The following is a 26046-nucleotide window of genomic DNA, read 5'->3' on the forward strand; positions in this document are numbered from 1 at the left end:
AGGGTAGACCAATCGTCTGGTGCAATAGGGTCATGCCGTCCTACCGAGAGAGGCTGTGGCCTGCGCCGTGGCTCTTCGTCGCCACCGCCCTCGTCATTCCCGCCAGCATCCTGGTTTTCGCACCGATCGACCTCGTGGTCGGGGCGATCGTGGCGGTCGTGCTCTACTCCGGCTGCGTGCTCTCGCTGCTCGCCCTCTCGCCCACGATCGAGGTGGCGGAGGGAGAGCTGCGCGCCGGTCGCGCGCACATCCCGCTTGAGCTGGTGGGCGAGCCCAGTGCTCACACCGGTCGGCAGGCGTTCGCCGAACGCGGCCCCCGGCTCGACGCACGGGCCTACCTGGTCATCCGCGGCTGGGTGAAGGACGTGGTGCGGGTGCCGATCGAGGACCCGGAGGACCCGACGCCGTACTGGCTGCTCTCGAGTCGGCGCCCCAACGACATCGTCGCCGCGATCCGGGGATCACGGCGACGGAGCGGTCGTCCTTCAGGTTTGCCAGGCGCCTAGGCGGCGCACTCCAGGCAAATCGGTCCGAGCTTCTCCTCGTGGTCGATCTGCGAGCGGTGCTTCACGAGGAAGCAGCTCACGCACGTGAACTCGTCCGCCTGGGGCGGAAGGACCACGACGTCCAGATCGAGGTCGGACAGATCGGCGCCGGGCAGTTCGAATCCGCCAGGGTTGTCGGCGTCATCGACGTCGACGACTCCGGACATCTTGTCGGGGACTCGCTCCTTCAGGGCCTCGATCGACTCGGAGTCGTCATCGGTCTTGCGGGGGGCGTCGTAGTCCGTAGCCATTCCCATCCACTTCTTATTTAGCTGTTCAACAAATCGGCGGGGTCAGTGTGCATCACGATTGATCAATTCGCAAACTACGTCGTGCGGCTCTTGACACCATCCACTCCGCTTCCTCCCCCACCAACTTTCGACCCGCCCGGGGTATTCCCGGCCGATCGCAGCGGGGCGTGGCATCCTTGGCCCGTCCGCGTCCAGAAGAGAGGTCTCCCACGATGATGGAACTGAAGGTGATCGGCGTCGAGGGCGGATCTCTGGTCCTCGTGTCGGAGGGTGGCGAGCGGTTCTCCGTCCGCATCGACGAGACGCTGCAGAGCCAGCTTCGGCCCCGCGTCCACTCTCTCCCGCCACGGGAGAAGCGTGTGTCGCCGCGCGAGATCCAGGCCCATATTCGTTCGGGGCTCTCGGCTGACGAGGTCGCCGAACTCACGGGCGCCGACCTCGACTACGTTCAGCGTTTCGAGGGGCCGGTGACCGCCGAACGCGAGCACGTCGTCGCCTCCGCCCTCGCGGTCCGCGTGTACACGAGCACCGATCCTGACCCCCTCGAAGAGGGGACCCCGTTCGGGGACGTCATCCGCGAGCGCCTCGTCGCCCTCGGCGCCGAGGGCGAGCAGTGGTCGAGTTGGAAGGAGGAGGAAGGCTGGATCGTGAAGCTCCTCTTCCGTTCGGACGAGATCGACCACGACGCCCGCTGGCGCTTCGACCCGCGCAAGGCACTCCTCTCGCCCCTGACCGCCGAGGCGGTCACCCTCTCGCAGCAGGGCGAGATCCGGCCGACGTTGATCCCGCGCCTGCGCGCCGTGGTCCCCGCCGCGGTCGACGAGTTGGCGACCCGCTTCGACCCCGATTCCAGCGCCCCGCAGTCGGCGACGCGGTCGTCGCGAGCCGATCACCCCACTGCGGGTCGCCCGGCCGCGATGCCGCATGCGCGTCCCGCCGCCGTCCGCCCCTCCGACACGGAGCCGCAGCCGGCCCTGGCCGAGACCCCTCGTCCGATCTCGACGCTCCCCCGCCCCGTCACGAGCACCACGGAGCAACGCGAGCGGAATCTGAACGACACCGCCGATCTGCTCGACGCCCTGCGCCGCCGCCGCGGTGAGCGCGATCACGCCTCCTCCCTGCGTGTCCGCGAGGAGCCCGAGCACGACGCCGAGGTGCCCGTCGTGGAGAAGGCGCCGGAGCTGCCGCGCGCCACTCCGCCGGCGCCCGAGCAGCCGACGGCCGCGCGCGGGAGCGTGCGACGGGGCCGAGCATCGATGCCGAGCTGGGACGATATCGTCTTCGGGGCGCGCAGCGACGACTGACGTGGTCGTTCTTCGCGGGACGGTCCCGGCTCAGCTCGTCGCGAGCGCCCCGAAGCAGAGCAGGGGGACCTGGGTCTCCTCGGGCGTGAGCGAGCCGTGCTGGCCGATCATCGAACGACCGGAGGAGTCGCTGGCCGCGTAGTAGGCAATCGCCTTGCGAGCGGCGACGAACACATCACCCATCCGCTCGGCCGCCGCCGGACCGACCTCGCCGAACCAGCCACTCGCCGCGATGTGTGACCGGGTGCCAATCCAGGCCCGCTCGCCCTCGGCCTCGGCCCAGCGTCCCGCGACCTCGTCGGCGTCGACGCCCGCCTCGAGGTGCAACTGGAGGCAACGCGGCTCCCCGCCGAGGTGGCGGACACCGTCGAGCAGCGGGCGCTCGAGAAGGACGTGCGACGAGGCAGGCACATCGATCACCCCGTGATCGGCCGTGACCGCAAGCCCCTCGCGGCCTCGGAGGAGGCGAGTGGCGGTCTCGAGTTCGCCGTCGAGCTGCTCGAGCGCCGCGGTCCACTCCGGCGATTCCCAGCCGCGTGCGTGTGCGACCTGGTCGAGTTCGGGGACGTAGAGGTAGACGAGGTGCCGGCCGCCCTGGTCGAAGAGCGCTCGCGCCGCGGCGAAGCGCTCGGCGATGGTGCCGGCCGAGTGGTACTCCGCACCGCGGAGGATGGCCCGGGTGAGACCCGAGCGGGCATAGCGCGGGTGGCCGATCACAGCGGTACGAATGCCCTCGGCGACTGCTCGCTCGAACACGGTCGGGCGCGGCTGCCACTGCTCGGGAACCATGCGGTCGTCCCAGCCAGAGAGCTGGTTCACGAGGCGGTCCGAGGCGCGGTCAAGCACGCGATAGCCCACCATCCCGTGTTCCCCCGGCCGCAGCCCGGTGGTGAGGCTGGCGAGGGCGGATGCCGTGGTGGTCGGGAATCCCGAGACCATCGTGCTGGCGCGATTCAGCGCGGGCGCGAGTACCCGCGAGTGCCCGGAGCGCTGTCGGAGGTTCGCCGCACCGAGGCCGTCCACGAGGACCAGCAGGATCCGCTCGACGTGAGGAGACCCCAAGAGCCCGGGGCGGCCGAGGAGCGCGTCGAGCGCTCCCGGCAGGACATCGGCGAGGCACCGCCGCCCGGCAGGGGCGGACGGTATCATGTGGGTCATCGCGCCCAGTTTCGCACAGCGTCGCCGTCCCCGCCGGGCCGACGCTGCGGAATGGACGGGCAGGACTGCGCGCCCGGACCGGCACAGTGCCGCCTCCCCACCGGTACCTCGATCCTCCGTCCCGCTTGTCGCCCGTGGCTCCCTCTCGGGAGTCGTCCGTTCGCCAGGCGCTCCCCGCCGTCCGCGCCCGCCACCGAAGTGAGTCATGAACGCAGCAGCCCCCTCCTCCGGATCCTCGCTGACCGAGCGAATCGAGGACGTCGACGTTTCGGCCGAGATGGAAGGCTCGTTCCTCGAGTACGCGTACTCGGTTATCTACTCCCGAGCGCTGCCCGATGCCCGCGACGGCCTGAAGCCGGTGCAGCGCCGCATCCTCTACATGATGAGCGAGATGGGCCTGCGTCCCGATCACGGCCATGTGAAGTCGGCGAGGGTGGTCGGCGAGGTGATGGGCAAGCTGCACCCGCACGGCGACGCGTCGATCTACGACTCCCTCGTGCGGCTGGCGCAGCCGTTCACGATGCGGGTGGCGCTCGTCGATGGGCACGGCAACTTCGGCTCCCTGGACGACGGTCCCGCCGCGGCCCGATACACGGAGGCGCGGCTCGCCCCGGCAGCCACAGCGATGACCGAGCACCTCGGCGAGGACGTCGTCAACTTCGTGCCCAACTACGACAACTCCCACGACCAGCCCGAGGTGCTGCCGTCGGCCTTCCCCAACCTCCTCGTCAACGGCGCGAGCGGCATCGCCGTGGGCATGGCGACCAACATGGCGCCGCATAATCTGGTCGAGGTCATCGGAGCAGCGCGGCACCTCATCGCGCATCCCGACGCCTCCCTCGATGACCTGATGTCGTTCGTGCCCGGCCCCGACTTCCCCAGCGGCGGCACAATCGTCGGCCTCACAGGGATCCGCGATGCGTACGCGACCGGCCGGGGCAGCTTCAAGACCCGTGCGCGCGTCTCCGTCGAGAGCATCACTGCCCGCAAATCGGGCCTCGTCGTGACCGAGCTGCCCTACCTCGTCGGCGCCGAAAAGGTGATCGACAAAATCAAGGACGGTGTGCAGAACAAAAAGCTCAGCGGGATCTCAGACGTCACCGACCTCACGGATCGCGACAACGGCCTCCGGCTGGTCATCGGCATCAAGACCGGCTTCAGCCCGGAGGCGGTGCTTGAGCAGCTCTACCGCTACACGCCGCTCGAAGACGCCTTCGCGATCAACAACGTCGCGCTGGTCGACGGCGGCCCCCGCACGCTCGGCCTGAAAGAGCTCCTGCAGGTCTACATCGGCCACCGCGTACAGGTCGTCACCCGCCGCTCCCGCTACCGGCTGCGCAAGCGCCAGGAGCGCCTGCACCTCGTGGAGGGCCTGCTCATCGCGATCCTCGACATCGACGAGGTCATCCAACTCATCCGCACCAGCGACGACACGGCCGCCGCACGCGCCCGGCTCATCGAGGTCTTCGAGCTCAGCACGCTGCAGGCCGACTACATCCTCGAGCTGCAGTTGCGCCGCCTGACCAAGTTCTCGCGCATCGAGCTCGAGGCCGAACGCGACACCCTGCTGGCCGAGATCGCCGAGCTGGAGGCGCTACTCGCCAGCCGCGCGCGGATTGATGAACTCGTGTCGGACGAGCTCGACGAAGTCGCCCAGCGCCTGGGCACCCCTCGTCGCACCCTCCTGACAGAGGCGCGCCCCTCGATTGCCACCACGGGGCGCAAGGCGGCAGCCGTGCTCGAGATCGCCGACGTGCCGTGCCGCGTCCTGCTCAGCACCACCGGCCGGATGGTGCGCGTCGACCGTGACCCGGAGGCGGCTCCGCACCCCGAACGCGCCACCCGCCGCTCGAAACACGATGCCATCCTCAGCGTGCTCGACACGACGACACGCACGGAGATCGGCGCGGTGACAACTGCCGGGCGCCTCCTGCGATTCTCCCCCGTCGACGTTCCGGCTGTGCCTTCCTCCTCGGTGCAGCTGGGGGCGGGCGTGCGCATGGCCGAGTACCTCCCGCATCTGGCGAAGAACGAGCGCGTGCTGTCGCTCGTTGCTCTCGATGACCCGCGGCCCATCGCGCTCGGGACACTGCAGGGCGTCGTCAAGCGCGTTGCCCCCGGCGAGCTGCCCAACCGGCCCGATAGTGAGTTGATCGCCCTGAAGCCGAAGGATGCCGTGGTCGGCGCAGCCGGGTCGACCGACGACGACGAACTCGTGTTCATCACCGGCGAGGCGCAACTCCTGCGATTCAGCGCCTCCGCTGTCCGGCCCCAGGGTCGCACCGCGGCGGGCATGGCCGGAGTGAAGCTCGGCGAGACCGACGGCGTCGTGCACTTCGGAGTGGTCACGGCGCAGGACCGCGAGAACGCTGTCGTCGCGACCGTCGCCGTCGACAGCTGGGCACTGACAGGCACCGACACCGGTAGCGCCAAGGTGACGCCCTTCTCCGAGTTCCCGGCCAAGGGGCGGGCGACCGGCGGAGTCCGCGCACAGCGCTTCCTCCGTGGGGAGACGGCTCTCGGGGTCGCGTGGGTCGGTCCCGGCCCGGCTCACGCCCTCGAGGCCGACGGCTCGGTCGCATCGCTCCCCGATTCGGGGATGAAGCGCGACGGATCCGGGGTCGCCCTCGCCGCACCGATCGCGTCTATCGGAGCAGCACCTGAGCTGTTCTGAGCGCTCGCGCCGCTTTGAGCGCTCGCGCCACCGACCTCAGACGTCGATGCGATCCCGCGAGAGCGACTCCGAACCGCGCACGATGAACTCCTTGCGTGGGGCGACGTCATTGCCCATCAGCAGCTCGAAAACGCGTCCCGCATTCTCGGCATCGGCCACGCGGACTCGGCGGAGCGTGCGGCGGGCGCGGTCCATTGTGGTCGTCGCCAACTGGTCCGCATCCATTTCACCCAGGCCCTTGTAGCGCTGGATCGGGTCCTGGTAGCGCCGGCCCGCCTTGCCCAGCGCGGCGAGGACGCTTTGCAGCTCCTTCTCGGAGTACGTGTAGATCGTCTCGTTCGGCTTCTTACCGGCGTTCATGACGACGAGCCTGTGCAGTGGCGGCACGGCCGCGAAGACCCGGCCCGCCTCCACGAGCGGGCGCATGTAGCGGAAGAACAGAGTGAGCAGCAGGGTGCGGATGTGCGCACCATCGACGTCGGCGTCGCTCATCAAAATGATCTTCCCGTAGCGGGCCGCCGGAAGATCGAACGAGCGGCCGGATCCCGCGCCGATCACCTGGATCATCGATGCGCACTCCGCGTTCGAGAGCATGTCGGCGATGCTGGCCTTCTGAGTGTTGAGGATTTTGCCGCGAATAGGCAGCAGCGCCTGATATTCGCTGTTGCGGGCGAGCTTCGCGGTGCCGAGAGCGGAATCGCCCTCGACGATGAAGAGTTCGCTGTTCTCGACGTCGTTGCTGCGGCAGTCCACGAGCTTGGCCGGTAGCGAGGACGATTCCAGTGCGTTCTTGCGGCGCTGCGTCTCCTTGTGCGCGCGGGCCGAGATGCGCGACTTCATCTCGGCGACGACCTTCTCGAGCAGCTGCGACATCTGCGCCTTGTCCTCTCGGCGGGTCGAGGAGAAGACTGCGCCCAGCGTCGAGGCGAGTGTGCTCGCGACGATCGCGCGCACCGCCGGCGTTCCGAGAACCTCCTTGGTCTGGCCCTCGAACTGCGGCTCGGGGAGACGCACGGTCAGCACCGCGGTGAGGCCTGCGAGCACGTCGTCCTTCTCGAGCTTGTCCGAGCCGACCTTGAGGCGCCGGGCGTTCGCCTCCACCTGCGAGCGGAGCAGCTTGAGCAGGCCCTGCTCGAACCCGGTCTGGTGCGTCCCGCCCTTGGGCGTCGAGATGATGTTGACGAAGCTGCGTAGGACGGTCTCGTAGCCGGTCCCCCAGCGCAGGGCGATGTCGACCTCACAGGTGCGTTCGACCTCGGTGGGCACCATCGCACCACCGGGGGTGAGCACGGGGACGGTCTCGGTGAAGGTACCCGAGCCGGTCAAGCGCAGGACGTCGGTCACCGGCGCGTCGGGGGCGAGGAACTCGACGAACTCCGAAATGCCGCCGTCGTAACGGAACATCTCGGCGCGGCGCTCCTGCGCCCGGTCGTCCACGATGTCGATAGTGAGCCCGGGGACGAGGAACGCCGTCTGGCGCGCTCGAGTGACGAGGTCGTCCGACTGGAACGTCGCGCCCTTCGTGAAGATCTGGCGGTCGGCCCAGTAGCGCACGCGGGTGCCAGTGACTCCCTTGGCGACTTTTCCGATGACCGTGAGCTCGGAGCCGTTCTCGAACGGCGTGAACGGCGCGTCCGGAGTCGGCTCGCCGGCATCGGCGAAGCGCCCCGGTTCGCCGCGGTGGAAGGACATCCGGTACGTCCGGCCGTTGCGATCGACTTCGACGTCGAGCCGCTCTGACAGAGCGTTAACCACCGAGGCGCCGACGCCGTGCAGCCCGCCGGACGCGGCGTAGGAGCCGGAGCCGAACTTTCCGCCTGCGTGCAGCTTCGTGAAGACGACCTCGACCCCGGAGAGCCCGGTCTTGGGCTCACTATCGACGGGAATTCCGCGGGCACGGTCGCGGACTTCGACGCTCCCGTCGGCGTGCAGCAGCACGCTGATCTCGTTGCCGTGCCCCGCAAGGGCCTCATCGACGGAGTTGTCGATCACCTCCCACAGGCAGTGCATCAGTCCGCGCGAATCGGTCGAGCCGATGTACATACCCGGCCGCTTCCGGACCGCCTCGAGACCCTCGAGGACGGAGAGGTGCCGGGCGTTGTAGTCGGTGGAGGCCATCCGTCGAGTCTACTTTCGGGCGGCCGCTACGCCCGCTGCGGCGCGTCCGAGGCACTCAGCACGTCGCTGCGCCGATCGACCCGCCTACGCGCAGAGCGAAATGCAGTCTGATCGACTCCGCCAGGAAACATCCGCATGCTTTGATGGACACTCAGCAGAGATCGAAGACCGAGCGCAGGAGGCCAAGTCATGTCGACCACAGCAACCCAGAATGGCGTGGACGAACTCGCCGGTGCCCACCAGCTCTCCGGCGCCGACCGCTGCGACAGCTGCGGTGCGCAGGCATACATCCGAGTGGTGGTAAACAACGGAGAACTGCTGTTCTGCGCGCACCACGGTAAGAAGTACCAGGAAAAGCTCTCCAGCATCGCCCAGAGCTGGCATGACGAGTCCGCCCGGCTCTTCGAGGAGCAGCGCCCCTAGCGCTCCCCTAGACTCAGCCAGGCGAGCGAGCGTGTGCTCTACCGACCCACACCGAGCTACCGACCGACACCGAGCCGCTTCGCGATCACATTGCGGGCGGCTCGTGCCGTGTCATCCACCGCGCGAATCCGCTCGTCGCTGGTCGCGTAGGCGTCGCCAAGGGCGCGCCGAAGGATGATATCGGCCAGCACGGGGTTCTTCGCCAGCAGGGGGCCGTGCACATGCGTACCGAGCAGACCCCCCACGGAGTAGCCCTCGTAGCCTGCTCCGTCGCCGGTCCCGTGGAGGACACGGCCGAGCGCCTGCTCCGCGGAGATGCCGGTCATTCGGCGCTCGTGGTTCTCGAAGCCGATGAGCACGCCATCCGCCGTCTCGACCACGAGGTCGTCTGCGACCCGATCTCCGGCGACTGAACGGCCTGGAAACAGTCCAATGCCCTCGAGTACGCCCGAGGGCGTGACGAGGGACTGCGCCATCAGCTCCCAGCCGGCTCCGACGGCGACGACCTGAGTGCCCTCGGCAACCCAGGCGTGCAGGGTCGAGGCAACCGTGCGCAGAAACTCGAGGACGGCCGGGAGGTCCTCCTCTGCACCGGTGCCCGCGACCAGCACGTCGGGTCGCACCTCGGCGTCCTCCGGTCTGGCGAGCGGGACGACCTCGGCATCCGCTCCGGCCCAGCGAGCGCGAGCGGCGAGGACACGCGCGTTCGCGGCGTCGCCATTGGTATCGAGGACGTCGGGGGCGAGTACCGCGATGCGCAGTGTGGTCATTCCGTCTCCTCACGGTTGCTGGTGAGTTGAAGGTGGGAGCGTGTGCGGCGCATCGAGTCTGCCGAGAAGACGATCGTCTTGCGCCCGATCGTCGGCGTCGGCAGGGCGAGGAAGCCGTCGAGCGCTCGTCCGAGGTCCTCGTCCACCGCGTCGATTGCGACTCCGTCGTAGCGCAGATGCAGCGCGGCTTCGTGGGCTTGTGATCCGGAGACGACGCGGACGCGCCGCAGAACGGAGGTGTCAACGGGCCAGAAGTACGACGGATCGCGGACGTCAGAGCCGATCGCGAGCATGATCTGCTCAGTGCCCTCCGGAATCTCGGCAATGTTGAGACGGTAGCTCGCCGGGTTCTGCACCAGGACGAACTCCACCTGCTGGCCGCGAACGGTCACAACTTCGCCCCGGCCGAAGACGGGGGCGATCGACGAGAGGGCGTTGGCGGTCGCGGCGGGATCGAAGCGCTCGGCGAGCACCGCCCGAGCGGTCGAGATAGCCGCTGCGGCATCGACGGCGTAGTGGACGCCCCGGGCCGGGAGGCGGACGGTGAGCGCGTCCCCGTCACTCCTGATCTCAGCGGCATCCCCCTGGGTCGACTCCACGACAGTGGTGGCCCGGGCGCCGCCCTTGGCGTCGGACGCGGAGCCGAGACCGCCCGGGAAACCGGCGCGGACCGAGTCGGAGACGCCGTACCAACGGACCATGTCGTCGGAGAGACCGCTCGCGATGTCAGCGACGTGCCGATCGTCGGCGTTCAGCACCACCCGTCCGGTCGCCCGGGCAGCGATCACCGCGAGCATTCGCGCGACCATCGCGGGGTCGAAGAAACGGTCGATCTGATCGACCACCACATTCGTGAGCAACACCACGCGAGGACGCAGACGTGGCGCGAGCCGCGCACCGTGCCCCTCGTCCATCTCGAGAACGGCGATGTCCGCATCGATCCGGCCGCGGAGGTCGGCTCGCTCAAGCAGGGCAGAGGTAAGCCCCTGGGCGATATTCGCGGTCGAGGGATTGGTAAACACACGGACGCCGTGCGCGCGGAGCACGGCGACGAGCATCTTCGTCGTCGTCGACTTGCCCGCGGATCCCGTCACGACGACGAGTCCCTCCGGAAAGCCGTTCAGCACAGCGGGAAGGAAGCCTGGTGCGAGGCGGTTCACGACGAGCCCGGGTACGGCGGATCCCCCGCCTGGCTTTCGCACCCGCGCTGCGAACCGGGCGGCCCTTCCCAGGAGGACCGCCGGAGCGTAGCGGATCACCGGCCTACTCGAGGTAGTCGCGGAGTGACTGCGAGCGGGACGGATGGCGCAACTTAGCCATCGTCTTGGACTCGATCTGGCGGATCCGCTCTCGCGTGACGCCGAACGTGTCGCCGATCTGATCGAGCGTCTTGGGCATGCCATCACCGAGGCCGAAGCGCATGCGGATAACGCCCGCTTCGCGCTCTGACAGCGAGTCGAGCAGCGACTCCAGCTGCTTCTGCAGCATGGTGAAGCCGACCGCGTCGGCCGGGACGACAGCCTCGGTGTCCTCGATGAGGTCACCGAACTCGCTGTCGCCGTCTTCGCCCAGGGGTGTGTGCAGCGAGATCGGCTCACGGCCGTACTTCTGCACTTCGATGACCTTCTCCGGAGTCATGTCGAGCTCGCGCGAGAGCTCCTCGGGAGTGGGCTCGCGGCCCAGATCTTGCAGCATCTGGCGTTGCACGCGGGCGAGCTTGTTAATGACCTCGACCATGTGCACCGGGATGCGGATGGTGCGTGCTTGGTCGGCCATCGCGCGGGTGATCGCCTGGCGGATCCACCACGTGGCGTAGGTCGAGAACTTGAAGCCCTTGGTGTAGTCGAACTTCTCGACGGCACGGATGAGGCCGAGGTTGCCCTCCTGGATGAGATCGAGGAACTGCATCCCACGACCGGTGTAGCGCTTGGCGAGGCTGACCACGAGTCGGAGGTTCGCCCCGAGGAGGTGGCTCTTCGCGCGCTGGCCGTCCTTCGCGACCCAGCGCAACTCGCGGACGAGTTCAGGACTGAGCTCGGACGAGTTCGCAAGCTTGTCCTCGGCGAAGAGACCGGCCTCGATGCGCATCGCGAGCTCGACCTCCTCAGCCGCGTTCAGGAGCGCGACCTTGCCGATCTGCTTCAGGTAGTCCTTGACCGGGTCGGCCGTCGCGCCCGTGATCGCGGTCGAGTAGACCGGGACCTCGTCGTCCTCGCCGCCGAAGGAGAGGACGAGCGCGCCGCTCGGAAGCGGCTCCTCCGGCGTCGTCACGGCGGCGACGGGCGCGTCCGGAATCTCCACGTCATCCTTGGTCTCGGTGTCCTCGACGACAACCTCGGTCTCGTCGTCCTCAGCCACCTCGGCCTCGTCGGGCTCGACCGCCTCCGTTGGCTCCTCGTCAGCGTCGGCGGGAGTAGCGGCCTTTGTGCTCGCGCGCGATCGAGTCGTCTTGGCGGCGGTCGTCTTCGTCGCCGCATTCTTGGCCGCGGGCTTGCGCGTCGCGGGCTTCTTAGTGGTCGTCGTCACGTCGTCATCGACGGCGTCGAGCGTTGCGGTCTTGGTAGCTCTGGTGGCCATGGCGGCACCTCTCCATCCGTTGCGTCCCGGAGGCGGACGACGCCGGGAATGCGTCGTTCGTCGGTGGGCATTACGAGGACCCATGTCAAGTCGAGGACGTTGCACGCCCGACGTGGGCCTGGTGCTCCTCGACCCGAACGGGTCCTATTGACAATTATTGCACGTCTGAGTAGTGCAGCAGTGCGGTGGGGTGCGCTTGCGCCCCTCGCGGGCCGAGAACAGCCTGACCAGGCCGCTTCGGGATCACGTCTCTCGGCGAGCGATGGGAGGCAGATGACAATCAGCGCCCCGCGCGGCCGCGGCGCAAACGGTCATTCAGTGCAACCCAGAGCGGTGCCACGGTTATTCCCTCATCCTCTGCGAGGCGGCGTCGGGTGCGGCGCCGAGAAACAAGCAGCCCCACGATCCCGGCGCCAATCACGACGTACTGGACGCACCAGGCGACGCGGAAGTGCTCGAGGGAGTAGGTCTGCTCCGACGACGCGCCAGGGCCCGCGAGAGCGTCCAAGATCAGGCCGATCGCGAACATCATCGTGAAGCTCGCGAGGAATCCGCCGACGTTGACGACACCGTTCGCCGCACCCAGACTCCGCGACGGGTTGAAAGTACGGGCGAAGTCGAAGCCGATCATCGAGCCCGGGCCGCCCGCTCCCACGACGATGAGGAGGAGCACGACAAGCCAGTACGGCGGGACGCCCGGCCAGAGCAGCACCGCGGTCCAGGCAAGGCCCATCGCCGAGACGATCCCCAGCACCAAGTTGCTGCGGCGCGTCGGGTAGCGCGCGGTGAGCACTCCCAGGACAGGGCCGACCACCATGCCGGCAACGACAACGATCGTCAGGGTGGGTGCCGCGACCGCCGGAGGCAGCTGGATCGCGTAGACGAGGAACGGGTAGCCCCAGAGCAGCGTGAAGACCGTGCCCGAGGACTGCGTCGTGAAATGCGACCAGAAGCCGAGCTGTGTCCCGGGCCGGCTCAGACTCACTCCGAGTTGCGCGACAGTCGCCCGCAGCGTCGTCGGTACCGGGACGACGTGCTCCGCGCGCGGTGGCACATCGCTGATCAGGAAGAGAACGGCGAGGAACGCGAGAGCGCCGAAGCCCGCGGCAGAGAGGAACGCAGGAGTCCAGCCGAAACTGTGCAGAACGGCGGCGAAGGGAAGGGCTGAGAGGATTTGACCCATCTGACCGATGTTTCCGGTCCACTGCGACAGCTGGGGGACGATCGGGCCGCTGAACCAGGTCACCGTGAGGCGGATCACGGAGGTGAAAATCGCGGCATCGCCCGCTCCCAGAAGAACGCGCCCGAGGACAGCGACGCTGATGCTCGGCGCGACCGCCACCACGACCTGTCCCGCCATCATCAGCGCCGTCCCGCTGAGGATGAGTGCGCGCGGCCCGAAGCGGTCGATCAGGATCCCGATAGGGATTTGCATCCCCGCATACACGATCAGCTGGACGACCGCGAGGGTCGAGAGGACCGCCGCAGTAACTCCGAATCGCTCCGCCGCATCAATGCCCGCCACGCCAAGGGTCGTGCGATTGAGAACGGCAACCAGGTACGCGAACGCTCCGGTGCCGAAGACGAACCAGGCTCGACCATCTCGCACTCCGCAGATCCTACCGACGCCAGAGAGCGTCGGCCTGCGGTCAGGAGGCGGTGGGCTCGTCGCCGGGTCGGCGGATGGCGAGGAACTTCTCCAGTTCCGCGGCGATGGCGTCCGCGCTCGGTACGAAACCGTCCTCGTCCGTCAGCGGCGAACGGAGGCTCGTTCCCTCCATGTAGGTGTCGTGCCTGGCTTCGAGGGCCGACACCAGCTTCTGCAACTCCTCGTTCCCGGCAACCTGTTCGTCGACCTTGGCCAGGAACTCTCGACCACTCTCGCGGAGTCGGTCGGTGGGGAAGATCAAGCCGGTCGCCGCCGAAATGCTCTCGAGAGCCGCAACCGCGGCCTGCGGGTACTCCGTGTCCGAAAGGTAGTGGGGAATGAGCAGAGCGAAGCCGACGACGACGAGCCCGCGCTCGGAGAGGCGAAGCTCGAGCAGGTGCAGGACGTTGGAGGGCACCTGCGTGTGCGGCTTCCACACGGACATCGCATCGACCAGGTCCTCGCGGGTTCCGCTGACGGTCACGCCAACGGGCCGAGTGTGCGGAACCGGCATCGGGATCGCCTGCACCCAGGTAGTCGACGCAACGTCGAGACGGGTGGCCAGCGACACCACGGCACGGGTGAACCGTTCCCATTGGAAGTCGGGCTCGAAGCCGGTGAGCAAAAGGAAGGGCTGATGCAGTTCGTCGTGGGCGAGCGAGAGCCGCAACATCGCCGGACGGTAGTCCGTGAGGTGGTCCTGGTCGAACGTGATGATGGGCCGCCGAGCGCGGTAGTCGAGAAGCTGGTCCTGGTCGAAGACGGCGACGGAGCGGTGCTCGAGCGTGTCGAACAGGTACTCCCCGAGCTGACCGACGGCGCCGCCCGCATCCGCCGATCCGGTGAGCCCCGCGACCAGTTGCAACCCACGGGGGATCTCGGAGAGGTCTCCCTCGATCTCGAACAGGTCTTCCGGATCCAGCATGCGGACAAGCTTAGACGGGGCTCTGTCCCGCCCGGCCGGCTCCGCTGAGCCCTGAGCGAACAGCGCCTAGCATTGCCGCCATGCCCCTCTCCTCTCTCGAATACTCGACCGTCCCCGCCTCCGAGATCGACACCGACGCCCTCGTGCTGGGCGTTGCTCCGGGACCGGACGGACCGCGACTCATCGGCGTGGAGGGCTTCGAGGAGTTGGCGTCCTCGCTCACCGCTCTGGGAGCGACCGGCGCGGCGGAGTCGGTCATCCGCGTTCCCTCGCCGGTGCACGCCGGGGTCGTCGTCCTGGTCGGATTGGGCTCGGCCGAACCCGACGACGCCGCCCTGCGGTCCGCTGCCGGTCTGGCCGTTCGCTCGCTCGCCGGTTGCGCGTCCGTCGCGCTGTCTCTTCCCGCCGGATCGGACGGCACTCTCGCCGCGGTCGCCGAGGGTGCCGCTCTCGGTGCCTATGCCTTCACCGCTTTCCGTGGCGGCACCGCTTCCTCGGTCAAGCCGCCCGTCGAGCACGTCGTCCTTCTGGGCTCCGGCGAATCCGCTGACTCGAACATTCTCGACCGTGCCCTCGTGCTCGGGCGCGCGGTGTCGACGGTGAAGGATCTCGTCAACACTCCGCCCTCTCATCTCTACCCGCAGACACTCGCCGAGGCCGTGCAGGACGGGATCGAGGGGTTGCCCCTCGAAGTAACCGTCTGGGACGAGAAAGACCTCGCCGAGGGTGGTTTTGGCGGCATCCTCGGTGTCGGCAGCGGATCCTCCCGCCCGCCGCGTCTGGTGAAGGTGGCCTACTCCCCCGAGGGTGCTCGTACCCACCTCGCCCTGGTCGGCAAGGGCATCACCTTCGACAGTGGCGGACTGTCGCTCAAGCCACCGGCTTCGATGATCGGGATGAAGACCGACATGGCGGGTGCCGCAACCGTGTACGCCGTGGTGCGCGCTATCGCGGAACTCGCCCTGCCGGTCCGCACCACCGCGTGGCTCTGCGTCGCCGAGAACCTGCCCTCGGGCACCGCAATCCGACCGGACGACGTCCTCACCCTCCGCGGGGGGACGACGGTCGAGGTGTTGAACACGGACGCCGAGGGACGGCTCGTGCTCGCTGACGGCCTCGTCGCCGCGAGCGAGGAGCAGCCTGACGCGATCATCGACGTCGCGACGCTCACCGGGGCGTCCGTCGTCGCCCTCGGCAACCGCACGGTCGGCGCAATGGGCGACGAGAAGCTCGTCGCCGACGTGCTCGAAGCCGCGCGCATCGTGGGCGAATCCTTCTGGCACATGCCACTCCCCGCCGAGCTGCGGCCCCTCCTGAACTCCGACATTGCCGACATCGCGAATATCAAGCCGGGCAACACCGCCGGCGGCATGCTGCTCGCGGCGCACTTCCTCCGCGAGTTCGTCGGAACGCGGGGCGAGGGTGACGAGGCGACCACCATCCCGTGGGCGCACCTCGACATCGCAGGCCCGGCGAGCAACGGGGGCGGCGCCTACGGCTTCACCGGCGTCGGTGCGACCGGGGTCTCCGTCCGGGCGCTGATCGCGCTGGCTGAGCGCTTCGCACGCGCGTAGTAGGGTCGTGGGGGCGGGAAACTCCGCCTCGTCCCCCTTCCCGATCCGCTGGGCGCTGCGCGCCGGAGCTGGTTGACGAGGCAGCGGGACCGCACGTCGCGAGGGAGTCACTGGGTGTCGGAAGAGCGCTACGACCTGGTCGTGCTCGGAGGTGGCAGCGGCGGGTACGCAGCAGCCCTGCGGGCGACGCAGCTCGGGATGAGCGTGGCGCTCGTCGAACGGGACAAGCTCGGCGGCACCTGCCTGCACCGCGGTTGCGTGCCCACGAAGGCGCTCCTGCATGCCGCTGAGCTGGCCGACGGCGCGCGCGACGGAGAGAAGTACGGCGTGCTCTCGAGCTTCGCCGGGATCGACATGCCGGGCGTCACTCGCTACCGCGAGGGCGTTGTGGCGGGCAAGTACAAGGGTCTGCAGAGCCTCGTGTCCTCGCGAGGGATCACCGTGATCTCCGGTGAGGGCCGGCTGACCGCCCCGGGCACCGTGACGGTGGGCGAGCACACTGTGCACGGTTCCTCGATCATCGTTGCGACGGGGTCTGCTTCGCGCACCCTTCCCGGTATCGAGATCGGCGGACGCGTCCTCACGAGTGATCACGCCCTCGAACTCGACCACGTGCCCTCGCGGGTGGTGGTCCTCGGCGGCGGAGTCATCGGCGTCGAGTTCGCGAGCGTGTGGCGGTCGTTCGGCGCCGAGGTCACCATCATCGAGGCGCTCCCCCACCTCGTGCCCAACGAGGATGAGAGCGTCAGCAAGCAGCTTGAGCGGGCCTTCCGTCGTCGCGGCATTGCCTTTCAGCTCGGCTCGCGCGTCGCCTCGGTGTCGCAGTCGAATGAGGGCGTAAGCGTCTCGCTGGAGAGCGGAGCGACCATCGAGGGCGAGCTGCTCCTGGTCGCCGTGGGCCGCGGACCCGTGACCGCGGGTATCGGCCTCGACGAGGTAGGGGTCCGCCTCGACCGCGGCTACGTGCTGACGGATGAGCGCCTGCAGACCTCGGTGCCCGGGGTCTACGCGGTGGGCGACATCGTGCCTGGCCTTCAACTTGCGCACCGGAGCTTTCAGCAGGGCATTTTCGTCGCGGAGGAGATCGCCGGACTCGGTCCGCAGGTCGTCTCCGACGTGAACGTTCCGAAAGTGACCTACAGCGACCCCGAGGTCGCCTCGGTCGGTCTCAGCGAGCAGCGGGCGATCGCGGAGTACGGCGCCGAGCGCGTAGCGACCTACGACTACGGCCTGGGCGGCAACGCACGCAGCACCATCATCGGCACCACCGGTTCTGTCAAAGTCGTACGGGTGCTGGATGGTCCCGTTGTGGGAATCCACATGGTTGGCGCCCGGGTGGGCGAACTGATCGGCGAGGCGCAGCTCATCGTGAACTGGGAGGCGCACCCCGAGGATGTCGCCCCTCTCGTCCACGCGCATCCGACCCAAAACGAGGCGCTCGGCGAGGCGCACCTCGCTCTGGCAGGCAAGCCGTTGCACGCACTGTAGAACTACTGCGGTGCGGCGACCCGCCGTTTCCGCATCAGTAAGCTGAACATCGAAGCACAAGCGTTTTAAGGAGACAGGCTCATGAGCGAATCCGTCAGCCTCCCGGCACTCGGAGAGAGTGTCACGGAAGGAACGGTCACCCGCTGGCTGAAGAACGTCGGGGACCGCGTCGAGGTGGACGAGCCCCTGCTCGAAGTCTCGACCGACAAAGTTGACACAGAGATTCCGTCGCCCGTCGCCGGCGTGATCGAGGAGATCCTCGTCCAGGAGGACGAGACCGTCGAGGTTGGCGCTGAGCTTGTGCGCATCGGCGATGGTTCCGGTACGCCCTCCACGTCCGAGCCCGCAGCGCCCGCTGAGCAGGAGCCGGAGGTTCAGGCCGCCGAGACCGAGCCCACCGAGGAGGCGACCCCATCGGTCGACGCCGACAGCGATGCCGAGGTGCCCGCGCCGGCCGAGCCCGAGCCCGCTCCGGCGGCCGAGACGCCCTCTGCGCCGGAGGCGGCCGCGCCCGCCCCCTCGGTTCCCGCGCCCGCTGCGGCCGCTCCAGCTCCGGTCGCCGCGGCTGCCGCGCCCGCCACGGCTCCTGAGCCCACCGACTCCAACCCCGGCTACGTGACTCCGCTCGTCCGCAAGCTCGCGAGTGAGCATGGCATCGACCTCGCGGCCCTGACCGGCACCGGCGTCGGCGGTCGCATTCGCAAGCAGGATGTCCTCGACGCCGTCGAGGCCGCGAAGTCGGCTCCCGCCGCTCCGGTGTCGGCTCCGAGCACCGCTGCCGCCAAGGCTGCGCGCACTCCGCTCGAGACCTCTCCCCTGCGCGGCACTACGCAGCCGATGTCTCGACTGCGCAAGGTCCTTGCACAGCGAGCCGTCGAGTCGATGCAGACGAGCGCTCAGCTCACGTCGGTCATCGAGGTCGACGTGACCGCGATTGCGCGCTTCCGCGATTCGGTGAAGAAGAGCTTCCAGGAGAAGACCGGCGCGAAGCTCTCCTTCCTCCCGTTCTTCGCCCTCGCCGCAGCCGAGGCCCTCAAGGCCTACCCGGTCATTAACTCGACCCTCGACGGCGAGTCGATCGTCTACCCGGACCACGAGAACATCAGCATTGCGGTTGACACCGAGCGCGGCCTGCTGACCCCCGTGCTCAAAAACGCTTCCGAGCTGAACCTCGCGCAGATCGCCAGCACCATCGGCGACCTCGCAGAGCGCACACGCAACAACAAGCTCAAGCCCGACGAGCTCGCGGGTGGCACCTTCACGCTGACCAACACGGGATCGCGCGGTGCGCTGTTCGACACGCCCGTCGTGTTCCTGCCGCAGACCGCCATCCTCGGCACCGGCATTGTCACGAAGAAGCCAGCGGTCGTGCAGGTCGATGGTGCAGACGCCATTGCCATCCGCTCGACCGTGTTCCTCGCACTTTCGTACGACCACCGCACGGTCGACGGTGCCGACGCCGCGCGCTTCCTGGTCGCCATCAAGGAGCGCCTCGAGGAGGGCTCGTTCGAGGACGACCTGGGCATCTGAGGCTCCCGCGCTGAGTCGGCTCGTCACGGTGCCGCTCCGGCATAGACGTCGCGGATGAGCCAGCCGGCCTCCGTCCTCATGATGAGGACGGAGGCCGCTGTCATACCCGGGGCCGTCTCGAGGTCGACCACCGCGGAGGAGCCGTTCACGTCAGCGAGGATCACCCCGACACCGGCCTGCGCGGGGAGTCGCTCGGCGAGTGCACCGGCGGACGTGCGCAACGGCGACTCCGCTGTGGTCAACGCTCGACGGCAGTCGGCGTCGGAGCAGGCCAGTGCCGCCTCGACGAGCAGGTGCGCCGCCGCCTCCGCTTCGGCCGCCACGGGAACCGTGCCCGTGGGCTCCGGTGACGACGGCAGACCTCCGGAGGACGCCGGCATGGCTGGGGGCTCGGGCGCCGGACTGCGAGAAGGGGACGCAGCGATCGGGGCGCGGGGATGATCCGGCCGACCGGACGGCGACGTCCCGAGGACTCCCGCAACTACCGCGCCGAGCACGATGACGGCGGCCGCGAGGAGAGGGCCGCGACGGCGCACCACGACATCCTGGAGCCGGGACCGCCAGCCGTCGAGGGGATGCCGCCGCCGGTGGCGTGCGGCTGAGGCAAGAGTGCGCTCCTGTCGTCGGACCAGCGTGGTGATCATCCCCGCTCTGAGGCGGACATCGCCGATGCCCTCGGGATCTGCAAGACCGTAGAGCCGCCCCTCGAGCGCGAGGAGGTCGCCCTGCTCGGTGAGGAGCGTGACGGGCAACTCGGCGCAGTGTTCTCCTACCTGGGTGATCAGCCGCCGCAACGCAGCGCACGTCTCCCGAGCCGACGGAACGGAGGGGGTCGTCAGGAGTAGCAGGGGCCGCCCATCCGAAGTCAGCCCGATGTCGGCGGCCGTCGGGGCTAGATGTACGCCGAGGGCTTCTGCGGAGCGGACCGCTCCGATCACCGGGCCGAGGAGAGTAATCGCGGCCCCCAGCCGCAACGGTCGCTCCAAAGTGAGCAGCTGCTCGCCGGTGGTGACCGTGGACGGCGTGGCGACGACCGCGCGTCGACCACGGGAAGGGACGATCCTCACGAGGGCTTCCCGATGCCGATGGGCCGGGAGGCGGGCAACCGGGGATTCCCTGACCACCTCGGCCTCGCGCCGCCTGAGCCGCCGCGCGGTGAACTCGGCGCCGTCGTCGTCCACGAGGAGAAGACCATGCGGCGTCCGCTCGACGACTCGGCAGCCGCCGATCCTGCCGCGTCGCCCGGCGCTCCTCGATCTCATAATCCGAGCGTGGCCCGCTCCCCGAGGCAGCAGACGGTCCCGGCGTCATTCTGTGGACGAATCGCACGAGCGTTCGCCTGTGGAGGAGCCCGATCACGCTCACGGGTCCGCCGCCTCGTGTGTGCTCGGTATCCTTGAACGCATGGCACGCAGCACGGAACCGTCAACGAAGGCGGCCAAGGAACCCGGACGTCTCAAGCAGATGTGGCAGGTGTTCCAGATGACCCGCCGCTACGACAGCAGCGCCGTCTGGGTCATTCTCCTCGCGCTCCTCCTCCCGATCCTTCTCGGCGTCCTGCTCGGCATAGTGCTCGGGAACGGCAACGGTTTCGTCATCGCTCTCTGGATTCTGGTGGGCGTCATGGCGGGTCTCGTGGCCGGCCTCGCGGTTCTCTCCCGTCGTGCCGAACGTGCGGCCTACGGTCAGATTGCCGGGCAGCCCGGCGCGGTGGGCGCGGTCCTGCGCAGCGGCTTGCGCGGCACCTGGACCGGCGGCGAGATGCCCGTTGCGGTCAACGGCAAGACTCAAGACGCGGTGTACCGAGCGGTCGGTCGCGGCGGTGTCGTGCTGATCGCCGAGGGCCCCGCCGGTCGCACCAAACGGATGCTCGAGGACGAGCGACGCAAGGTGACCCGCATCCTGCCGAACGTGCCCGTCACCTTCGTCATCGTCGGCCCGGATGCTGACGCTGTGCCGCTGCACCGGGTCCCGAGCCGCCTTGCGAAGACAAAGAAAGTCCTCACCAAGGCGGAGGTCATCGCGGTCAAGAATCGTCTGGCCTCTCTCAACACCTCGCTGCCCATCCCCAAGGGCGTCGATCCCTTCAAGGTTCGGCCGCAGCGCTCGCGCTGACCGTTGTATGAACGGGCCGATCGGGGTCATCCCCCGTCGGCCCGTTGTCACGAAGGGCGGTCAGTACCGCACCAGCACTGTGCCGGCCACTTTGTCGTGAAACCCCCGCTGGTCCGAATCCCAGACGAGAGCGGGCACCAGCACCGCCAGCAGCACCGAGCGCACCAGCGGACGCCACACACCCACCCAGCCACCGCCGAGACGGATGACGCGCATCCCGAGCAGACGATGGCCGACGCTGCCGCCGATGGTCGGGATAAAGACCGCCTGCAGCAGAACGAACAGCAGGAGACTCGCCCAGCGGTCGTAGTCGAAAAACGCGAGCGAGAGCACGGCCGAGACAGCGAAATCAACGGCCAGCGCGGCGATGCGGCGCCCGGACCGGCCGATCGAAAGACGGCCCTCCCGCGGCAGACCCAGGCGCTCCCCCGGGTACTCGCTCGGGGCTGCGTTAGCGAAGGTCCTTCGGTCGGCTCCTGGCATCCTCCAATTCTATCGACGGAGGTGCGGCACGATCGACACGGCCAGGCGCGCACCCGTGCGGGCACGTAACATAACGGAAACAGAAGGGACACGGTGGGGAAACCCCCTGTCACTACCCTGAAACGGCTGCGCTCTGCAGCCACCCGTTACGCCATTGGAGACCTTTGCATGTTTAAAGATTCTTCCGAGGTGCTCACGTTCATCAAGGACACGGACGTCAAGTTCCTCGACATCCGGTTCACCGATCTTCCCGGTGTCCAGCAGCACTTCAACATCCCCGCCTCGACTGTCGACGAGGAATTCTTCTCCGTCGGCCAGCTCTTCGACGGGTCGTCGATCCGCGGATTCGCGAACATCCACGAATCGGACATGCAGCTGATCCCTGACGTGACCACCGCCTACGTGGACCCGTTCCGCGTCGAGCGCACGCTGATCCTCGTCTTCGACATCTACAACCCGCGCAATGGTGAGATCTACTCCAAGGATCCGCGCCAGGTCGCCAAGAAGGCCGAAAAGTACCTCGCGTCGACCGGCATCGCCGACACCGCGTTCTTTGCCCCCGAGGCCGAGTTCTACATTTTCGACGACGTCCGCTACGAGGTCACGCAAAACTCCGCCTTCCACTCCGTCGACTCGGTCGAGGGCGCCTGGAACTCGGGACGCGTCGAGGAGGGCGGCAATCTCGGCAACAAGACTCCGTACAAGGGCGGCTACTTCCCGGTCAGCCCGGTCGATAAGCAGGCCGATCTCCGCGACGACATCTGCCTCAAGCTGATCGACGCCGGCCTCATCCTCGAGCGCTCCCACCACGAGGTGGGCACGGGCGGCCAGGCCGAGATCAACTACCGCTTCGACACGATGGTGCACGCGGCCGACGACATCCTGAAGTTCAAGTACATCGTCAAGAACACGGCCGAGCAGTGGGGCAAAACCGCCACGTTCATGCCCAAGCCCCTCTTCGGCGATAACGGCTCAGGCATGCACACCCACCAGTCGCTGTGGAACGACGGTACGCCCCTGTTCTATGACGAAAACGGCTACGGCGGACTCTCGGACGTCGCGCGCTGGTACATCGGCGGCCTGCTCAAGCACGCCCCCGCGGTCCTTGCGTTCACCAACCCGACGGTCAACTCGTACCACCGCCTCATCCCCGGATTCGAAGCGCCGGTCAACCTGGTCTACTCGGCTGGTAACCGCTCCGCGTCGATCCGCATCCCGATCACGGGCACGAACCCGAAGGCCAAGCGCATCGAGTTCCGCGCGCCGGATGCCTCAGGGAACCCGTACCTCGCATTCGCCGCGCAGCTGATGGCGGGCTTAGACGGCATCAAGAACCGCATTGAGCCGCACGAGCCCGTCGATAAGGACCTTTACGAGCTGCCCCCTGAGGAGGCCAAGCTCATCCCGCAGGTCCCCGCGACCCTCGGTGAGGCACTCGACGCTCTCGAGGCTGACCACGACTTCCTGCTTCAGGGGGGCGTGTTCACTCAGGAGCTCATCGACACCTGGATCGAGTACAAGCGCGAGAAGGAGATCAAGCCTCTCGCGCAGCGCCCGCACCCGTTTGAGTTCGAGCTGTACTACGGGGTCTAACGAGATCCGGCGGAAGTAGCGGAGTTAGTCCGCACGGAGTCCGCACGAGCGGCCGGCACCTGTGCACCGGCCGCTCGTGCGGATTCGTCTTTGTCGGGTGACTTGTGCCCGTCGGTGCCGAGCGTCATCTTCGCCGACCCGTGTCAAAGGCGGGCCTAGACGACCATCACGTCGAGACCGGGCACAATCAGCAGCGACGCGAAGTAGTGGCGGCGGCTCATCGAAAGCCCTCGCGCAGACCATCGATGGTGGCGTGGAAGGCGGAACGGTCGCGTACGACGCGAGGGGGACACCGTAGGCGCCGACGACGAGCGTGCCGCTTTCCCAATTCACCAGCGCCCGGCTCAGTACGAGTTCAAGGTCGGACCCGTGGCTGCTCGCGTGGAAGGGCGGGAAGTCATGGTCAGCCCACACCCCGACCGCTAGCTCTACCGCCACGAGGTGCCTCGCCAGCACGGAGACCTGGAGCGCGGCCTCGGCGGACGGAGGCATTGACCCGCCGCTGCGCCAGGGGGATGATGATCGAGCGGCAGGGCTCGCCTGCCTCGAGGCTGTGAGGGGCAGAACCTGATAACGAAGAAGACGCTGTGCTACGGGGGCACGACGATTGAGCTTCCGGACGATACCGACATGAAGTCGATTCGACAGAATAGTGCGAGCATTCTCGCGGGCGACATCGCTAACCCACTGCTCCACATCGATGCGCCTGGAGACGACCAGTGGATTCTGATCGCTCCCGGGATCCCTACACGTCTCGTCGAGCGCGAGGTTCACAAAAGCTCGGGTCGAAAGGCATTCGTCCTCTAACTCGGAGCTCGATCCGCAGGAGTCCCATTCGTGCCCAGCATCGGCAACTATTGAGAACCATCGAATTCCGCCCTATCGCTGGGTTCGCGACATCATCCCGTCATAAACGACCAGGCGCGGAAAGCTCGAGCCGCACTTACGGGGTCTGATCCTCGGTGCAGTGCCTTCACCATAGCCGGGCTCCAGCATGCCTGCCAGCGGGTACGAGCGCTACTCCCCCGCTGAAGCGGCGGACCTTCTCCTGCGCAACCGGGCCGCCCCACCGCGCCAGCTAAGCGGTGATACGACGGTAGCCGTAGGTGCCGTCGGACCCCCCGTCCGCGGCCTGGATGAGTGGGGTGATCGGGGCGCGTTGCTCGCGATGAATGAGTTCGAGCTTGACGGAACTTCTTCGTGAAGAACATCGACGCTTTTCCGAGAAAGAGATTCTCCTCTCGCGCAGCGTCCGCGACGGGCAGTGTCTTATCGATTACTTCGCGCCCCGCGTCAACACGGCACTCCGGGTAACATTCCCCACGAGGACCTGAGATTCCGGTTCTTCCTTTCAGACAACGTAGAGACATTACCAATTCCAAGGTAGTCCAGAAAGAATGGGGCGTGTCAGTCGAGGCGCGCACAGTGTTCCAGGGTCGGCCCCAGCTCGGCTGCACCGCACCGCTCCTCGTGGACACCCTCGAGCCGAGACACGTCCCGCACATCGCGCCGCGGCGATCGGCACCGTCACGAGGGGCGATATCCTCCTCGACTAGCTGCCCATGTGGCAGCAGCGGCTCATCGTCGCCCACTCCGACAGCGACGGATGCTCTCCGTTCCGGACATCCGCCAGCTGAGCACTACTTCGCCGCGTCCTGTCGTCATCGTGCAGACCGAGTCGGTTGCGCCATCTCTCTTGAAAGGACTCCTCGATGAGTAACACCAACGTTGGCGACTGGCCATACACATTGCCCGCCGGATCCCCGTTCGTGAACCCTTACCACTCGATTCATTTGCCGCCGCCTTCCGCTCTGCCTCCCCTGATGGTCCCCGACCCGACTCGCGTGATCGTCCGAGGCGAATCACACATGGTCGGCCGATCCTCGCCCAGCGGTGACGTCCCCTACGAGCAGACTTGGCCGTACTTCCTCGACCAGGAGTTGCCCACCTCAACGGTGGTCGTGCGCGCGCTCGGCGGGAGTACTGCGGAGGAAGCGGCGCTCCGTGCGGGCGCGATCACGCCCGTGTTCGCACTGCAGGGGACGACGCAGACCTTCCCCGCGACCAACAACCCCTACGCGAATCTCGTCGCGGATGTCCGCTTCCGCACGACCTCGGGGCCCACACCTGCGGATGCAGGGGCCCTTTTCGTAGCAACCTCGACGGGGACCACCGTGATTCGCGGAACCCTGCAGCGTCAAGGCTTGGGCGACGGCAGCGTGTACTCCTTCTGGCGTTCCGCCGCAGGCATCGACATCCCGAACGTGACGTCCATGTGGTTCGTGAGCGATGATCGAGACCTCTACGGAACCGCTGTCCAGATCATCGGCTCCGCTGTCAACGACTCCGTGGCAATACCCGGCGAAACCATCAAGCAAGCGGTCGGTCGATGTGTCACCGCGACCTGCGCAATGGTCGAGGCTCAACGCTCGACCGTGAAACGGACACTGCTGGTTGGATCCCTGATCCGGGCAAATGACGGCGGTCCCACCCCGTGGCTGATCGACGGCAACCTGCCAGCACTGAATGATGTCAACAAGAACCGCCGCGAGAAGCACTACGTCGTGTGGAACGTGGAGCACGAACTCGCCCGCATGTACCCCAGCCTGTACTACGACCTTCGCCACTGGATCCAGGACAGCCTCATGGGCGTCGCTGGCCTGACCGAGGGCACGGCACCGGTGACCATCAACGGATACACCTACAAGTCCGACCGAGACAACCGCCTCGAAGACGCTCTCGCCCCGCAGCTCACCCACGACGGCCAGCACATTAAGACGCAGTTCGCCTCCCACATCGGGGCCCGCCTTGCCGCAGAACTTAAGAGCCGAGGATGGGTGTAGCCGATCGGGTTGTGCCGCAACTGGCGC

General features: G+C 67.6%; 20 protein-coding genes. 10 read left to right on the forward strand and 10 right to left on the reverse strand.

Going from position 1 to position 26046, the window contains the following annotated elements:
• Positions 1-32: 32 nt before the first annotated feature.
• Complete coding sequence (locus HRF29_RS01785) at positions 33-506, forward strand: DUF3093 domain-containing protein (RefSeq protein WP_173243781.1); 474 nt, start codon at positions 33-35, stop codon at positions 504-506.
• Here the strand turns inward: HRF29_RS01785 and HRF29_RS01790 are convergent.
• Positions 503-796: a DUF4193 domain-containing protein gene (locus tag HRF29_RS01790; RefSeq protein ID WP_055792269.1), complete on the reverse strand. Its 294-nt coding sequence runs from the start codon at positions 794-796 to the stop codon at positions 503-505. The genes HRF29_RS01785 and HRF29_RS01790 overlap by 4 nt on opposite strands.
• Positions 797-1008: 212 nt before the next feature.
• Between HRF29_RS01790 and sepH the strand changes: the two genes are divergently transcribed.
• Positions 1009-2100: a septation protein SepH gene (sepH, locus tag HRF29_RS01795; protein WP_173243784.1), complete on the forward strand. Its 1092-nt coding sequence runs from the start codon at positions 1009-1011 to the stop codon at positions 2098-2100.
• A 30-nt stretch (positions 2101-2130) separates the two neighbouring features.
• Here the strand turns inward: sepH and HRF29_RS01800 are convergent, their stop codons facing one another.
• Complete coding sequence (locus HRF29_RS01800) at positions 2131-3258, reverse strand: alkaline phosphatase family protein (protein ID WP_173243787.1); 1128 nt, start codon at positions 3256-3258, stop codon at positions 2131-2133.
• Positions 3259-3463: 205 nt separating this feature from the next.
• Between HRF29_RS01800 and HRF29_RS01805 the strand changes: the two genes are divergently transcribed.
• Entirely contained in the window at positions 3464-5932 is a 2469-nt protein-coding gene (locus tag HRF29_RS01805; RefSeq protein WP_173243790.1) for a DNA gyrase/topoisomerase IV subunit A, read from the forward strand.
• Positions 5933-5968: 36 nt separating this feature from the next.
• Here HRF29_RS01805 and HRF29_RS01810 read toward each other — a convergent pair whose 3' ends face one another.
• Positions 5969-8050 carry a DNA gyrase/topoisomerase IV subunit B gene (locus HRF29_RS01810; RefSeq protein ID WP_173243793.1) on the reverse strand — a complete coding sequence of 694 codons (2082 nt, stop codon included), beginning with the start codon at positions 8048-8050 and terminating at the stop codon, positions 5969-5971.
• A gap of 189 nt (positions 8051-8239) precedes the next feature.
• On the opposite strand from HRF29_RS01810, the gene HRF29_RS01815 reads away from it, so the two are divergent.
• Positions 8240-8473, forward strand: a complete 234-nt coding sequence (locus tag HRF29_RS01815; RefSeq protein ID WP_173243796.1) for a DUF7455 domain-containing protein — start codon at positions 8240-8242, stop codon at positions 8471-8473.
• Between the two features lie 56 nt (positions 8474-8529).
• Here HRF29_RS01815 and HRF29_RS01820 read toward each other — a convergent pair whose 3' ends face one another.
• The 5 genes from HRF29_RS01820 to HRF29_RS01840 form a co-directional block, all read right to left on the reverse strand.
• Positions 8530-9243: a type 1 glutamine amidotransferase gene (locus tag HRF29_RS01820; RefSeq protein WP_173243800.1), complete on the reverse strand. Its 714-nt coding sequence runs from the start codon at positions 9241-9243 to the stop codon at positions 8530-8532.
• Positions 9240-10502, reverse strand: coding sequence for a Mur ligase family protein (locus HRF29_RS01825; RefSeq protein ID WP_173243803.1), 1263 nt, complete (start codon positions 10500-10502; stop codon positions 9240-9242). The genes HRF29_RS01820 and HRF29_RS01825 overlap by 4 nt, the downstream gene beginning before the upstream one ends.
• A gap of 4 nt (positions 10503-10506) precedes the next feature.
• A complete protein-coding gene (locus tag HRF29_RS01830) occupies positions 10507-11820 on the reverse strand; it encodes an RNA polymerase sigma factor (RefSeq protein ID WP_173243806.1) in 1314 nt (437 codons plus the stop codon).
• Between the two features lie 280 nt (positions 11821-12100).
• Complete coding sequence (locus tag HRF29_RS01835) at positions 12101-13429, reverse strand: MFS transporter (RefSeq protein ID WP_173243809.1); 1329 nt, start codon at positions 13427-13429, stop codon at positions 12101-12103.
• Between the two features lie 40 nt (positions 13430-13469).
• The gene (locus tag HRF29_RS01840) at positions 13470-14393 is read right to left on the reverse strand and encodes a proteasome assembly chaperone family protein (RefSeq protein ID WP_173243812.1); all 924 of its coding nucleotides are present in this window, start codon (positions 14391-14393) and stop codon (positions 13470-13472) included.
• 80 nt (positions 14394-14473) lie between these two features.
• On the opposite strand from HRF29_RS01840, the gene HRF29_RS01845 reads away from it, so the two are divergent.
• The 3 genes from HRF29_RS01845 to sucB all read left to right on the forward strand — a co-directional run bounded on the left by HRF29_RS01845 (position 14474) and on the right by sucB (position 18985).
• On the forward strand, positions 14474-15967 hold the full coding sequence (locus HRF29_RS01845; RefSeq protein ID WP_173243815.1) for a leucyl aminopeptidase: 1494 nt from the start codon (positions 14474-14476) through the stop codon (positions 15965-15967).
• Positions 15968-16081: 114 nt separating this feature from the next.
• The gene (lpdA, locus tag HRF29_RS01850) at positions 16082-17455 is read left to right on the forward strand and encodes a dihydrolipoyl dehydrogenase (protein ID WP_173243818.1); all 1374 of its coding nucleotides are present in this window, start codon (positions 16082-16084) and stop codon (positions 17453-17455) included.
• A gap of 81 nt (positions 17456-17536) precedes the next feature.
• Entirely contained in the window at positions 17537-18985 is a 1449-nt protein-coding gene (gene sucB, locus HRF29_RS01855) for a 2-oxoglutarate dehydrogenase, E2 component, dihydrolipoamide succinyltransferase (RefSeq protein WP_173243821.1), read from the forward strand.
• A gap of 23 nt (positions 18986-19008) precedes the next feature.
• Here sucB and HRF29_RS01860 read toward each other — a convergent pair whose 3' ends face one another.
• Complete coding sequence (locus HRF29_RS01860) at positions 19009-20247, reverse strand: hypothetical protein (RefSeq protein WP_173243824.1); 1239 nt, start codon at positions 20245-20247, stop codon at positions 19009-19011.
• A gap of 142 nt (positions 20248-20389) precedes the next feature.
• Here HRF29_RS01860 and HRF29_RS01865 point away from each other — a divergent pair, with 142 nt between their 5' ends.
• On the forward strand, positions 20390-21100 hold the full coding sequence (locus tag HRF29_RS01865; RefSeq protein ID WP_173243827.1) for a DUF4191 domain-containing protein: 711 nt from the start codon (positions 20390-20392) through the stop codon (positions 21098-21100).
• A gap of 60 nt (positions 21101-21160) precedes the next feature.
• Here the strand turns inward: HRF29_RS01865 and HRF29_RS01870 are convergent, their stop codons facing one another.
• Positions 21161-21583, reverse strand: coding sequence for an RDD family protein (locus HRF29_RS01870; protein ID WP_173243830.1), 423 nt, complete (start codon positions 21581-21583; stop codon positions 21161-21163).
• Positions 21584-21751: 168 nt separating this feature from the next.
• Here HRF29_RS01870 and glnA point away from each other — a divergent pair, with 168 nt between their 5' ends.
• Together glnA and HRF29_RS01880 are read left to right on the forward strand one after the other, a co-directional pair.
• Positions 21752-23176: a type I glutamate--ammonia ligase gene (gene glnA / locus HRF29_RS01875; RefSeq protein ID WP_173243834.1), complete on the forward strand. Its 1425-nt coding sequence runs from the start codon at positions 21752-21754 to the stop codon at positions 23174-23176.
• Positions 23177-24888: 1712 nt separating this feature from the next.
• On the forward strand, positions 24889-26019 hold the full coding sequence (locus HRF29_RS01880) for a hypothetical protein (protein ID WP_173243837.1): 1131 nt from the start codon (positions 24889-24891) through the stop codon (positions 26017-26019).
• Positions 26020-26046: the final 27 nt, after the last annotated feature.

Origin of the sequence: Rathayibacter agropyri, from assembly GCF_013249015.1 — a bacterium.
GTDB lineage: Bacteria > Actinomycetota > Actinomycetes > Actinomycetales > Microbacteriaceae > Rathayibacter > Rathayibacter agropyri.

Coding starts and splice junctions, on each gene's coding strand:
- HRF29_RS01785 (WP_173243781.1), top strand. CDS start 33: ATGCCGTCCTACCGAGAGAGGCTGTGGCCTGCGCCGTGGCTCTTCGTC.
- HRF29_RS01790 (WP_055792269.1), bottom strand. CDS start 796: ATGGCTACGGACTACGACGCCCCCCGCAAGACCGATGACGACTCCGAG.
- sepH (WP_173243784.1), top strand. CDS start 1,009: ATGATGGAACTGAAGGTGATCGGCGTCGAGGGCGGATCTCTGGTCCTC.
- HRF29_RS01800 (WP_173243787.1), bottom strand. CDS start 3,258: ATGACCCACATGATACCGTCCGCCCCTGCCGGGCGGCGGTGCCTCGCC.
- HRF29_RS01805 (WP_173243790.1), top strand. CDS start 3,464: ATGAACGCAGCAGCCCCCTCCTCCGGATCCTCGCTGACCGAGCGAATC.
- HRF29_RS01810 (WP_173243793.1), bottom strand. CDS start 8,050: ATGGCCTCCACCGACTACAACGCCCGGCACCTCTCCGTCCTCGAGGGT.
- HRF29_RS01815 (WP_173243796.1), top strand. CDS start 8,240: ATGTCGACCACAGCAACCCAGAATGGCGTGGACGAACTCGCCGGTGCC.
- HRF29_RS01820 (WP_173243800.1), bottom strand. CDS start 9,243: ATGACCACACTGCGCATCGCGGTACTCGCCCCCGACGTCCTCGATACC.
- HRF29_RS01830 (WP_173243806.1), bottom strand. CDS start 11,820: ATGGCCACCAGAGCTACCAAGACCGCAACGCTCGACGCCGTCGATGAC.
- HRF29_RS01840 (WP_173243812.1), bottom strand. CDS start 14,393: ATGCTGGATCCGGAAGACCTGTTCGAGATCGAGGGAGACCTCTCCGAG.
- HRF29_RS01845 (WP_173243815.1), top strand. CDS start 14,474: ATGCCCCTCTCCTCTCTCGAATACTCGACCGTCCCCGCCTCCGAGATC.
- sucB (WP_173243821.1), top strand. CDS start 17,537: ATGAGCGAATCCGTCAGCCTCCCGGCACTCGGAGAGAGTGTCACGGAA.
- HRF29_RS01860 (WP_173243824.1), bottom strand. CDS start 20,247: ATGAGATCGAGGAGCGCCGGGCGACGCGGCAGGATCGGCGGCTGCCGA.
- HRF29_RS01865 (WP_173243827.1), top strand. CDS start 20,390: ATGGCACGCAGCACGGAACCGTCAACGAAGGCGGCCAAGGAACCCGGA.
- HRF29_RS01870 (WP_173243830.1), bottom strand. CDS start 21,583: ATGCCAGGAGCCGACCGAAGGACCTTCGCTAACGCAGCCCCGAGCGAG.
- glnA (WP_173243834.1), top strand. CDS start 21,752: ATGTTTAAAGATTCTTCCGAGGTGCTCACGTTCATCAAGGACACGGAC.
- HRF29_RS01880 (WP_173243837.1), top strand. CDS start 24,889: ATGAGTAACACCAACGTTGGCGACTGGCCATACACATTGCCCGCCGGA.